A 12,641-nucleotide genomic window follows, 5' to 3' on the forward strand; every position below is an offset into this window, starting at 1 on the left:
GCAGAAGGAAATGGATGTGCAGTGTCTCTCATCGCTTTAGACCTTGTCCTTTTCCAGTACAAAGGAGCAGAAATCTTGGTTCATATGCTTTATTTTCTGTCAGAGCAGCAAACGCCCTTGATTGGCAGACGCTCTTTCTTCCCATAAACACCTCTGCTAGCTTTGAATCACTCGCCTTTGTACTAGATTTTGACGGCAATGACATGATGCTGGCTTATTCCGGCCTTCGCCTGTAACGGTGATATGGATACAAGCTCAAGACCTGATGTACAAATTTTTTCGCCAAGCTGAGAATCTGAAAATGAAAAATGGAAACGTCCATCTTCTCCGATCAATCCTGTTTTCCACCGTTCTCCCCAGACAACAAGTGAAAAGACACCGCCTTCATGAAGTAAAGAAGAGACCTGTTTTAAATAACGTTCATGATCATCAGGATGTTGATGATGAAAGCAGCCATGATCTAAAATTAAATCAAACTGCATCCCGCGTCCCTGATCCATGGACCATGACATAAAATCTTGATGAACAAAATGAACAGGAACTGTTTCTCTTTTCTGTAACCCTTCCCACTCCTCATGCTCATACAGGTCGATACCGACATATGCGGAAAGCCCGCTTAAATGCTCAAGTGCACGGCCGTTGCCGCACCCGATATCCAGCACAGAAGCAAGTGCATTCTTTTCCCTTGAACGCCATGCCTTTAATGACATCACTGCTGCGTCTGTTAAGGATGGATCAGTGGACCACATATCTGTTCTTTGCTCATAATGCTCTTGGAATGCCATGCGCATCTTTTCTAAATACAATCCACTGTCTTCATGGTACAAAGCCTTTTTCATCATGAAACCTCCTTCAATTCACAATCTTCTTTTCGGGCAAAGGTGGTTTTCAAGCCAAAAACCTTATGTTAAAATGAAAGATGGATTTTTTAGGAAAATCTGTTTGTCTGAAAAAGAAGAGAAGCATCCCACATGTTCACTCTTCTTTTTCAGCATTCATCCTCATATGCAGCCGTTTGAAGGCCGCATCGCCTCAGCTTGTTCTCTCTTTTTTTCATATGAGTTCACCTCCTTCACCGTTCGATCAACTCACATTTCTTATTGAAACCGCTTTCTCTTTTTTATAAGGACTTAACGTCTTTTGACAATCTCTTACACTGTGCTTTTAGTAGAAAGATCAATCTACTGTTTAGAATGGCGATCATTTTTTCTTCAAGTAAACGACGATTTGCTCTGTTCTAGTAGACATTTTTGTAACTTAGAGGCGCTTACACCTTGGTTCCTGCCACCCCCTTTCACTAGATTATGCTTCGAATAAACCTGACGGAAATTTAACAACTAATTCCATAATGACTGGAATAAGCCAAATATATTGTTTTTAGTTTATTTTGTCAACAGATTATTTCCTAAACATTAAAATGAATTTTCTAATTGAAAATACAGGTAATTTTCGTGGTTTTTTGACCTTAAAACACTTATTTCTACACAAAAATACAACTTAAACCAATAGAACTAAGAAATTTATCTACTAAATTACACAAGTTTTTTATTTAATTTTAAATCAAAATAGAAAGATACAATAATTATTTCCCGAATGGTTTTTTGTGATATTTCGACTATTTTTTCTGATTCTCCATGATTTTCATTGGTATAACGGCATTTTCAATTAGAGCGTTTACTATTTATTCCATACTTCTGTATTTACTTATTATCGTAAAAAAGATATATGTCTCTCCTTCAGACATGACGGCATGAAAAAAAGCCCCTTACAAAAGTAAGGGGCTTTTTCAGTTGGCGTTTATGCCCAGTTTTTCACTTTTTCATGATCTGTGACAAAGAGAAGGACTTTCCCTTCGTCTAAATGCTCTTCAAATGTCTCAGCTTCTTCTTTGGTGAAACCAATTTCATGAATTTTATTGCGGAGCTCATCTCCCTTTTTACTAAAGATGTTCCCAACCGCATGTTTGAGTCCAACTTCTCTTGAGCCTATCGTATTGGCATCTGCATTATTTGCAATACGCTCTGTTCGATCATCGTCATGGGACAGAACATAAATGTCCTCTCTTGCAACACCGAGTGATTTTAATTGCTCTACATCTCTTTGAAGTGTTTCATCATTTGAATACTCTCTTACAACAGGTTTCATTTTATATTCCTCCTTTAACGTCTTACGAATCTTTTACCCGTCACTTTTGACATTAAACCTTACAAGAGCACATCCAATTTGCTTAATGAACATACCATGCCTATCGACTTATTTTTGACAAAAAGCCTGTGAAAATGACTAAATTTTCTGAAATATCGTGTTCATTCCTGTTGATTTGTTGTACAATTCTTATACTGGAGGCTAGAAATGAGGGAGAGCTGATGTATTACTTTTCAGCGGAGCAGCAGTTTAATGCTTGGGTTGTCAGTGATTTGGTGAAACAGCTTTTTCAAAAGTGGAATCCTGAAGAAGCGAATACAAAGCCGCTTACATTGTTTGCCGAACAGCACTTTCGCATCTCCATTGATTATCTCTTTTCCATCATTATTAACATTGGAGATATCGAGTCAATTGATCAAGATCCACAAGACCTGTTGTCCTCATATTTGAATATCCTTTTTCCTTTTGTGACGCGCGATATGATGAAAGCCTCCATGCAAAATGCAAACGAATATTTGTTAAAAGAACGTGATGCGGATGTGTATCAGCTGTTTGGCTGTCTCCCGCCGCTCCTCTCTGTATCTTTTCAGAAAAAGTAGTCCCCTTCGATGAGATGGCGGCTGCTTTTTTGTGTGTGTTTTGAAAAGACCGTATGTTTTGAACGAAAAGAAGCATCATGTTAATGTAAATCTAGGTTGCAAGTGAAAGGGAGGATTTGACATGAGTCAACAAAAGCAAATTCAATTAGCTAAACGTCCAAAAGGGTTACCTACAAAAGATGTTTTTCATTTTGAAACAGTAGATATACCTGTACCGCAAGATGGAGAGGTCTTGATTCAAACGAAATATGTTTCTGTAGATCCTTATATGAGAGGACGAATGCAGGATACAAAATCCTATACACCTCCGTTCAAGCTAAATGAAGTGATTCAGGGCGGTGTTGTCGGAGAAGTCGTTGAGTCGAAATCGCCTCAATTTGAAAAGGGTGATTTTGTCCTTGGATTCCTTGGCTGGCAAGAATATTCCACTGCCAAAGCTGAATCTCTGACTAAAATTGATCCGTCCATTGCGCCATTGTCCTATTATTTAGGCATCTTGGGGATGCCAGGGCAAACCGCTTACTTTGGCCTGCTTGCGATTGGCCAGCCAAAAGAAGGCGAGACGGTTGTCATTTCTGGAGCCGCAGGTGCCGTTGGTTCCGTTGTGGGGCAAATCGCTAAGATCAAAGGCGCACACGTCGTGGGTATTGCCGGATCTGATGATAAACTCGCTTATTTAAAAGAATTGGGCTTTGATGAAACGATTAATTATAAAACAACAAATGATTTAGATGATGCGATTGCAAAAGCCTGTCCTAACGGTGTTGATGTGTACTTTGACAATGTAGGCGGCGAAATTTCAGATGCGGTGATGAATCATTTGAACCGTTTTGCACGCATTCCAGTGTGCGGTGCCATTTCTTCTTATAATATTAGTGCAAGCGAGGACATCGGACCGCGTGTTCAAACAAAACTCATCAAAACAAGTGCATTGATGCAAGGCTTCATCGTTGCCAACTATTCAGATCGTTTTGGAGAGGCAGCGAAGGATCTCGCACAATGGGTAAAAGAAGACAAACTCACATATAAAGAAACAATCATAGAAGGCTTTGACAACATTCCTGACGCATTCCTTGGACTATTCAAAGGGGAAAATGTCGGAAAACAGCTTGTCAAAATTTCATAACAAAAAAGGACCCTCCATGTGGAAGGGTCCTTTTCTTATGCCTGCTTGGGCGCAAGCTGCAGCTGGCCTTGCTTATACACAATTTCTTCAAGCGAAAGATTCAGCTTTTTCGCCATTTTTTTCAGCATTGATTGCTCTTGAGGTGTAACAAGACTGATAACTGCGCCTTCTTTTCCAGCGCGTCCGGTTCTGCCTGAACGGTGGATGTAGCCCTCTTCATTTGGCATATCTGCATGAATGACATATGGCAGGTCATCAATATCGATTCCTCTTGCTGCAATATCTGTTGCAAGGAGGAGCGGGAATTCACGCTGTTGAAATGATTTTAATATTACAGCACGCTCAGCTTTTTTTGCTTCACTATGAAGGACACCAAGGTCGACATGGTGATACGCTAATTTCTCTGCATAAATGCTTAAGTTCGTAATGTCACGCACAAAAACGAGCGCCTGCATGTCCTCAAGCCGTGATAGCTTTTGCAGTAGTTTCACTTTGTCACGCTGATCACATAACAGATAATAGTGACCCACTTTCTGCGCTTCTTCCTCGCTTCTAGCAATTTTCAATACTTCTGGTTCAGATGTCATTTCTTTGATCAACTGAACGGTTTCTTCTTTCAACGTTGCAGAAAAACAAAGGATTTGTCTTTCTTTTAATGTGGACTTAATGATCCCTTGGATCGTTTTCATATGCTCTGGCACAAGAAGCTGATCTGCTTCGTCTAATACAATCGTTTTGACTTCATGCATTTTCAGTTTCTTGATTTTGATTAATTCTTGTACTCGGCCCGGTGTCGCCACAACGATGTTCGGATGTTTCTTTAGTTTTTCTTGCTGCTTCTTGATGTTCGCTCCACCAATCAAGGAGACCGCTTTGATGTCTGATCCTTGTTTGAACTCTTGCACGACATCAAAGATTTGCATCACAAGCTCTCTTGAAGGTGCCAAGATTAAGACTTGCGGATGCTTGATATTGACATCTATTTTATTTAAAAGCGGCAGAACATACGCAAGTGTCTTCCCCGTTCCAGTTGGCGATTCTGCGATCACATCACGCTTCTCCGTAATCCACTCTGCTGTTTTTTCTTGTATAGCTGTTGGTTTTTCGAAGCCAGCCGCTTGAAAGTTCTCTCGAATAAATGGCTTTGCTTCTTTCAAAAATGCCCAATTTTCCGTCATGTCGATCTCCTTTATCCTCATTCAATCTATCCTTTAGTATCTCAAAATCAGCTTTGAAACGCAATTTTTCTTTTGATGCTTTTATCGAGCCGGACAGTTCGATATAATCATGAGAGGCACTAGCCGTTTTGAATCTATTTGAGGTGTAAAAAATGATATTATCTGTTAAAGATTTAAGTCATGGCTTTGGCGACAGAGCCATTTTCCACGAAGTGTCCTTCCGTTTATTAAAAGGCGAGCATGTCGGCTTAATTGGCGCCAACGGTGAAGGAAAGTCAACGTTTATGAATATTATTACTGGCAAGCTGGAGCCAGATGCAGGAAAAGTCGAATGGGCGAAAAATGTTCGTGTCGGCTACCTTGATCAGCATACCGTGCTAGAAAAGGGCAGAACGATCCGTGAAGTCCTTCAGGATGCATTCCATTATTTATTTTCAATGGAAGCCGCGATGAATGACATTTATGGCAAAATGGGTGAAGCCGATCCTGATGAGCTGGAAAAGCTGTTAGAGGAAGTGGGCGTCATTCAGGATGCACTGACAAACAATGATTTCTATATCATTGATTCTAAGGTCGAGGAGATTGCAAGAGGTCTTGGCTTAACGGATCTCGGGCTGGACCGTGATGTGACGGAGCTCAGTGGCGGTCAGCGTACGAAGGTGCTGCTAGCGAAATTGCTGTTAGAGAAGCCAGAAATTCTCCTTCTCGATGAGCCGACCAACTATTTGGATGAGCAGCATATTGAGTGGCTGAAGCGTTATTTACAGGAATATGAAAATGCGTTCATCCTCATTTCACATGATATTCCGTTTTTAAACAGTGTCATCAACTTGATTTATCATGTTGAAAATCAAGAGCTCACGCGCTATGTTGGCGACTACGACCAATTTAAACAAGTGTACGAAGTCAAAAAGCAGCAGCTCGAAGCGGCCTATAAAAGACAGCAGCAGGAAGTGGCTGAACTAAAGGATTTTGTCGCCAGAAACAAAGCACGTGTCAGCACAAGAAATATGGCGATGTCCCGTCAAAAGAAACTGGATAAGATGGATATGATTGAACTTGCGGCAGAAAAGCCAAAACCAGAATTCCACTTTAAACCGGCACGTACGTCTGGGAAACTGATTTTTGAAACGAAAGATTTGGTCATCGGTTATGATGAACCGCTCTCTCGCCCATTGAATTTGAAAATGGAACGCGGGCAAAAAATTGCGTTGTACGGTGCTAACGGTATCGGAAAAACGACGCTGCTCCGAAGTCTTCTTGGGGAAATCACACCTATTTCTGGTGAGGTGGAACGTGGAGAATTCTTGCATATTGGCTACTTTGAGCAAGAAGTAAAAGAGCAAAACAGCAATACTTGTATTGAAGAAGTATGGAGCACCTTCCCTTCTTACACGCAATATGAAGTAAGAGCCGCTCTTGCAAAATGCGGATTAACGACAAAACATATTGAAAGCCGTGTGTCTGTTTTAAGCGGAGGAGAAAAAGCAAAGGTCCGTCTTTGCAAGCTGATCAACGAAGAAACCAACTTACTTGTTCTCGATGAGCCAACAAACCACTTAGATGTCGATGCAAAAGAAGAACTAAAACGCGCCTTAAAAGAATATAAAGGCAGCGTCTTATTGATTTCTCACGAACCTGAATTTTATCAAGATGTGGCAACCGAAACTTGGAATTGCGAATCTTGGACGACCAAAGTATTATAACGACAAAAAAGCCTTATATCTACTAGAGATATAAGGCTTTTTCTAATTAATGACCTGCTTGGATATTCACCAAATGCTTACGTCCAAGGAGCAGGATGATCATGCCTAAGAGAACCACAGCAGCCCCGACATAATAAGGTGTACTTGCTGTATAGGATTCAGCGAGAACTCCGGCAATCCAAGGAGCAATCGCCCCCCCAATAAACCGTACAGCACTGTAAGAGGATGAAGCAATTGAACGTTCAACCGGTGCTGACCCCATCACAGCTGTCGTGAGCACTGTATTGATCATACCGAGAATTCCCCCAGCAATTACAATTCCGCAGATCACGACCACAGCATGAGACGTCCATACCCCAATACCGAATAAAATCACAGCAAACGAAGCAAACAGAACGACAAGCGAGGTCAATGTCCCAAGTTTGCGATGAATGACCGGCGCTGAGAAGACGGAGGTCACAGCCAAAAATAGCCCCCAACCAAAAAAGACATAACCAAGTCCATGCTCATCAAGATGGAGCACAAATGGTGAATACGCTAAAAGCACAAAGAAACCAAAATTGTATAAGAAAGCGGCAGATGCCATCGTTAATAGTCCTTTATATTTTAACGCTCCGACAGCCTCAAATAATTTCACTTTTTTCTGCGGCTTTTGCATAGGTGGAAGCATAAAGGTAATCGCTAAAAGAGCAATAAGCATTAACACGGCAACGCCAAAGAAAGGCCCGCGCCAAGAAATTGTGCCAAGCTCACCGCCAAGCAGCGGTCCAACCGATATCCCAAGACCTAGTGCTGCCTCGTATAAAATAATGGCCTTCGCACTTCCTCCAACAGATACACCAACAATGACAGAGAGTGCAGTTGAAATAAATAAAGCATTCCCAATGCCCCATCCGCCTCTAAAGCCAATTAATTCATTAATCGTTGAAGAAGTACCACCTAAAGCAGAAAAAACAATAATAAAAATGAGTCCAACTAATAACGTCCATTTCGCACCAATCCGACTAGAAATAAAGCCGGTAAAGAACATCACAAAGCCGGTCACAAGTAAGTAGCTTGTAAATAAAAGAGAGACCTGGCTTGGAGATGCGTGTAATTGCGATGCAATGGCTGGCAAGATCGGGTCGACGAGTCCTATTCCCATAAACGAAATCACACACGCAAAGGCAACAGCCCAAACGGCTTTTGGCTGCCTAAGCAGACTTGTACGCTGTTTCAACACTTCTTCTTCCCTCATTCCATCAGAACCTTTCCTTCAAATGTTGACAAAATAAAATAAACACGCAGAGGTGTTTATTTTTGTAATTGCTCAATTGCATGAGCCGCTCTTTCTTTCATCGCTTCAAGATCCTTTTTAAAAGATTGAATCGTATCAAGCTTTTTTGTTATCAATTGATGCTGCACAGTCAGCTGCGCCTCAATATCTAACAACTTCTCTAATCGTTCCTTCGGATCAAGCGACAGCAAGTAGCCTTCTTTATTCAGCTCTAGCTGCTTTCCGATTTCCATAAACGATTGAAGCTCCTGTAAAGAAAAGCCGAGTACCTCTTTTGCCTGCATCACTTTCTCTAGCTCTTCCATGTCGTCCTCTGAATAAAGTCTGACTCCGCCCTCTGTCCGCTTTGGTGCTGATAATAAACCAATCTCTTCATAGAAACGAATCGTCCGTTTTGTCAGTCCGCTTCTTTTCGCCACTTGATCAATTTTCATCCATTCCATCGCCAGTGCCTCCTGCTCATCAATTCATGTTTTATTATACACCTTTATAACCTTAACGTAAACGTCAAAGTTTTAACACTTGATTTATTCCACATCTTATTGCAGAATAAATAGTAATAATTACGATTTATAGGAGGTACCATATGCGCTCATTTCCACCTAAAGAAGAACGGCACCAGCTATTCGGATCTGTACCGCCAAGTCTTGGCACAAAGCCTTGGCAAAAAGAGGACATGACGGACATTCAAAAAACAGAGCAGGACTTTTATTTTCATCTTGAACAAGTCGGGATCTGCCACATGTTCTATCCCATACATATCGTATCTAAAACAGCACCACAGCGCCAAACAACCACTGCTGAATTTTCACTGAGTACATCCCTGCCAGCTCACCAAAAAGGTATTCATATGAGCCGTCTCACTGAACAGCTACACTCTTTTTATGAAAGCAACAAGCCGTTTGATGTGAATACCCTAAAAGAATTGACGGCTGCGCTCGCCCGGAAAATGGATCAATCCTCTGCTTCCGTTCAAGTTGCCTTTCCATGGTACATGGAAAAACAGAGTCCAGTCACCGGGCAATCAGGCTTGATGCATGCAACTGTCAAATATGACGTCCATTTTCATGAGAAGGACGGATGGACCTGTCATGTGGGCTGTGATGCACAGGTCACGACATTATGTCCTTGTTCCAAGGAAATCAGTGAATATGGTGCCCATAATCAGCGCGGGTCTGTTTCCATTCTCGTAGAGTTGTTTGAACAAGCATCGCTCCCTGACGACATCAAGGCCGTTCTTTTACATATCATTGAGTCTAATGCGAGCGCACCGCTTTATCCCGTACTCAAAAGACCTGATGAAAAAAAAGTGACAGAAGAGGCTTATGAAAATCCGCGCTTTGTAGAAGATATCACAAGATTAATTGCCATCGAATTATATGAACAGCCATGGATTAAAGGCTTTCAAGTCGAGTGTCGCAATGAAGAATCCATTCATCAGCATGATGCGTATGCTAAATGCTTCTATCAAAAAAACCTGTAGATTGCTCTACAGGTTTTTATTTCCACACCTTTATTCATTCATTTCCTCAATCATAAGAGATAGTTCTGTCCAGCGGTCCATTGCTTGTTCTAGTTCTTCCGCAACGGCTTTTTGTTCGTCCATCAGCTCTTGAATTTTCCCAAAATCACTGCCTGCCTCTGCAATGCTGGCTTCGAGCTGCTGATGTTTTTCCTCTAATGCTTGTATCCGGTCTTCAATCCCGTCCCATTCAAGCTGGTCTTTATAAGAAAGTTTTTTTCTCTTTTTAGGCGCAGCTTCTACTTGTTTTTCAGCAGGCTTTGTCTCTGTCCGCTTCTGCTCTTTTTCCTGTTCCATATAATCGCTGTAAGCACCTTGGAAGTGTGAGATTCGCCCATTTCCTTCAAAGACAAGCAGGCGGTGAACCACTCGGTCTAAGAAATAACGATCATGGGACACTGTGATGACGACGCCAGGGAACTGCTCTAAATAATCCTCTAAAATACTGAGGGTTTCTGTATCAAGGTCGTTCGTCGGCTCATCTAAAAAGAGAACATTCGGCTCTTCCATTAAGACCTTCAATAAATACAATCTGCGGCGTTCTCCCCCTGACAGCTTACGAATATACGTCCGCTGCATCGATCTTGGGAAAAGGAAGCGCTCCAGCATCTGCTCTGCTGTTACAATGGCGCCATCAGACGTCTTGACGATCTCAGCTGTTTCCTTGATGTACTCAATGATGGTCAGCTCATCATTCATTTCCTTGTGATCCTGCGTGTAGTAACCAATACGAACAGTTTGTCCAATGGTCAATTGTCCTGAAGTCGGTTCAATCTTACCTGCTAGACAGTTCAGCAGAGTGGTTTTACCGACTCCATTCGGCCCGATAAATCCGATACGATCGCCCGGCACGACTAAATCTGTAAACCGATCCACAAGGGTCTGGCCAGCAAATGAAATCGATAAGTCTTCTGCCTCTATCACTTGTTTTCCCAAGCGGTGTGAGCCGATGGCAAAATCAAGCTCGCCCTTCGTATCAGGTCCTTTTTGATCCTTCAGCTCTTCGACTCTGCCGATACGTGCTTTCTGCTTTGTCGTTCTTGCTTTTGCTCCTCGCCTGAGCCATGCAAGCTCTCGTCTAAGCAAGTTTTGACGCTTCGTTTCTTTCACCTGAGCTTCTGCTTCCCGCTCTGCTCTTTTTTCTAAAAAGACTTCATAATTTCCTTTATACGTATAAAGCTGTCCTTGATTTAACTCATAAATCCGATTGGCCACCCGGTTTAAGAAATAACGATCGTGCGTCACAAGGATGACAGCACCGCTATATTGGCTTAAGTATCCTTCAAGCCATTCAATGGTTGCATTATCAAGGTGGTTGGTTGGTTCATCTAAAATCAGCAAACCAGCAGGCTGAATTAAATTTTTAGCAATGGCAACACGTTTTTTCTGTCCGCCTGATAATGCATGGACAGAGCGGCTTACATCTTTCACGCCAAGCTTTGTCAAAATCGTTTTGGCTGAAAGGTTCGCATCCCATGCATCTTCCTGATCCATTCGATTTTGCATGCGCATCAGCGCCTCTTGTTTTGCCTCATTTTGCGGATCATGCTCTAAATCGGCGAGTGCCTGTTCATACGCCTTCATCGTTTGAATTATTGGTGCCGTTCCAGAAAAAATGTAGTCAAGAATCGTTTCATTCCCGCTCATTTCAGGATCTTGCTCGAGAAATTCAATATCAAGTGTCCCCGCTTTCGTGATGTCACCCTCTTCAAACGATTCAAGTCCTGCGATGACCTTTAAAAGCGTTGACTTCCCTGTTCCATTTGGTCCAATCAATCCGATGCGTTCCTTTGGTTCTATATGAAAAGAAATATGATCAAACAGCGTTTTCTCGCCATAGGTTTTATATAATCCTTCAACATTCAATATACTCATTTTATCAGCCCTTACATAGATTCTTCCTTTATTTTAAATCAGCCAGTAGCAGAAAACTAGTTTTAAAAAACCCGCTGCTGAAAAGAATGTTTCCTTTTGATGCTCGATACACTATGAAGAGGTGATCTAAAGATGATAACCATTAGCTTATGTATGATTGTGAAAAATGAAGAGGAGGTGCTGGCGGACTGCCTTTCGTCTGTTCAAGACATTGTCGATGAGATGATCATCGTTGATACGGGATCAACAGATCAAACGAAGGAAATCGCTCATACCTTTTCAGCAAAAGTGCTGGATTTTGAATGGATCCAGCATTTTGCAAAAGCACGTAACTTTGCTTTCTCACATGCCGCGAAAGAGTATATTTTATGGCTCGATGCTGACGATGTTCTGCTTGAAGAAGACCGCCAAAAACTGCTTCAGCTCAAGCAGACACTTGATCCCTCGGTGGATGCCGTTTCGATGTTTTATCATGTGGGATTCGATGAAAACGGTCAAGTCAATTTCAAATATAGAAGAAATCGCCTTGTGAAGCGTTCCTTGAACTTTCAGTGGTACGGGGCCGTTCATGAGTTTCTTCAAGTGTATGGAAACATCCTTCCAGCAGATATCGCCGTCACACATCAAAAACGCAAAAAAACAACTGCTGGTGAGCCTGGACGCAATTTGCGAATTTATGAAGACATGCTGGCAAAAGGAGAGGATATGACGCCCCGTGATCTCTTTTATTTTGCCAATGAATTAAGAGACAACGGGCAGCATGTCAAAGCGATTCGTTTTTATCATGAATTTTTAAACACAAAACAGTGCTGGATTGAGGATGAAATTCGCACATGCCAATATTTAGCGGATTGCTATTATGCGGAAGGCTATGAGGAAGCAGCCTTATCCTCATTATTACGTTCCTTCTTATATGATCAGCCCCGGCCAGAATTTTGCTGCCGGATCGGGGATCATTTAAAAATACAAAATAAACATCAGGCAGCCATCTTTTGGTATGAGCAGGCGCTGAAGGCTCCTGAAAATGAAACAGCCTTCACACTTACACAGTATAAAACGTGGTATCCTCACCTTCAGCTTTGCTACTGTTATTATCAGCTCGGCAACCTGGAACAAGCCAAAATACATCACCGTGCCTCTTCCGCCCATCATCCAACTCATCCAAGTGTGCTGTACAATGAAAAAATATTTGCTGAACAGACATAGATTGTCTG

The 12,641-nt window shown here is 41.9% G+C and carries 11 protein-coding genes; 5 read left to right on the plus strand and 6 right to left on the minus strand.

Going from position 1 to position 12,641, the window contains the following annotated elements; translation table 11 throughout:
• Window positions 1-182: 182 nt before the first annotated feature.
• Window positions 183-839 (minus strand): class I SAM-dependent methyltransferase, encoded by a 657-nt coding sequence (locus ACP69X_RS16145; RefSeq protein ID WP_041087189.1) that lies wholly within the window; start codon window positions 837-839, stop codon window positions 183-185.
• Between the two features lie 958 nt (window positions 840-1,797).
• Window positions 1,798-2,145, minus strand: coding sequence for a general stress protein (locus tag ACP69X_RS16150; protein ID WP_041087185.1), 348 nt, complete (start codon window positions 2,143-2,145; stop codon window positions 1,798-1,800).
• 221 nt (window positions 2,146-2,366) lie between these two features.
• Here ACP69X_RS16150 and ACP69X_RS16155 point away from each other — a divergent pair, with 221 nt between their 5' ends.
• On the plus strand, window positions 2,367-2,744 hold the full coding sequence (locus tag ACP69X_RS16155) for a YfmB family protein (RefSeq protein WP_041087183.1): 378 nt from the start codon (window positions 2,367-2,369) through the stop codon (window positions 2,742-2,744).
• A gap of 121 nt (window positions 2,745-2,865) precedes the next feature.
• Window positions 2,866-3,870, plus strand: coding sequence for an NADP-dependent oxidoreductase (locus ACP69X_RS16160; RefSeq protein WP_041108604.1), 1,005 nt, complete (start codon window positions 2,866-2,868; stop codon window positions 3,868-3,870).
• Between the two features lie 35 nt (window positions 3,871-3,905).
• Here ACP69X_RS16160 and ACP69X_RS16165 read toward each other — a convergent pair whose 3' ends face one another.
• On the minus strand, window positions 3,906-5,048 hold the full coding sequence (locus tag ACP69X_RS16165) for a DEAD/DEAH box helicase (RefSeq protein WP_426052861.1): 1,143 nt from the start codon (window positions 5,046-5,048) through the stop codon (window positions 3,906-3,908).
• A gap of 152 nt (window positions 5,049-5,200) precedes the next feature.
• On the opposite strand from ACP69X_RS16165, the gene ACP69X_RS16170 reads away from it, so the two are divergent.
• Window positions 5,201-6,754, plus strand: coding sequence for an ABC-F family ATP-binding cassette domain-containing protein (locus ACP69X_RS16170; RefSeq protein ID WP_024426645.1), 1,554 nt, complete (start codon window positions 5,201-5,203; stop codon window positions 6,752-6,754).
• A 46-nt stretch (window positions 6,755-6,800) separates the two neighbouring features.
• Here the strand turns inward: ACP69X_RS16170 and ACP69X_RS16175 are convergent, their stop codons facing one another.
• Complete coding sequence (locus tag ACP69X_RS16175) at window positions 6,801-7,991, minus strand: MFS transporter (RefSeq protein WP_073979882.1); 1,191 nt, start codon at window positions 7,989-7,991, stop codon at window positions 6,801-6,803.
• Window positions 7,992-8,047: 56 nt separating this feature from the next.
• Complete coding sequence (locus tag ACP69X_RS16180) at window positions 8,048-8,473, minus strand: MerR family transcriptional regulator (protein WP_073979883.1); 426 nt, start codon at window positions 8,471-8,473, stop codon at window positions 8,048-8,050.
• 143 nt (window positions 8,474-8,616) lie between these two features.
• On the opposite strand from ACP69X_RS16180, the gene folE2 reads away from it, so the two are divergent.
• Entirely contained in the window at window positions 8,617-9,513 is an 897-nt protein-coding gene (folE2, locus tag ACP69X_RS16185; RefSeq protein ID WP_426052862.1) for a GTP cyclohydrolase FolE2, read from the plus strand.
• Window positions 9,514-9,543: 30 nt separating this feature from the next.
• Here folE2 and ACP69X_RS16190 read toward each other — a convergent pair whose 3' ends face one another.
• Window positions 9,544-11,427 carry an ABC-F family ATP-binding cassette domain-containing protein gene (locus tag ACP69X_RS16190; RefSeq protein WP_426052863.1) on the minus strand — a complete coding sequence of 628 codons (1,884 nt, stop codon included), beginning with the start codon at window positions 11,425-11,427 and terminating at the stop codon, window positions 9,544-9,546.
• Between the two features lie 132 nt (window positions 11,428-11,559).
• Between ACP69X_RS16190 and ACP69X_RS16195 the strand changes: the two genes are divergently transcribed.
• On the plus strand, window positions 11,560-12,633 hold the full coding sequence (locus ACP69X_RS16195; protein WP_411243223.1) for a tetratricopeptide repeat-containing glycosyltransferase family 2 protein: 1,074 nt from the start codon (window positions 11,560-11,562) through the stop codon (window positions 12,631-12,633).
• The last annotated feature ends 8 nt before the right edge of the window (window positions 12,634-12,641 follow it).

The organism is Bacillus sp. DC4300-2b2 (assembly GCF_049895685.1).
Taxonomy (GTDB): domain Bacteria; phylum Bacillota; class Bacilli; order Bacillales; family Bacillaceae; genus Bacillus; species Bacillus safensis.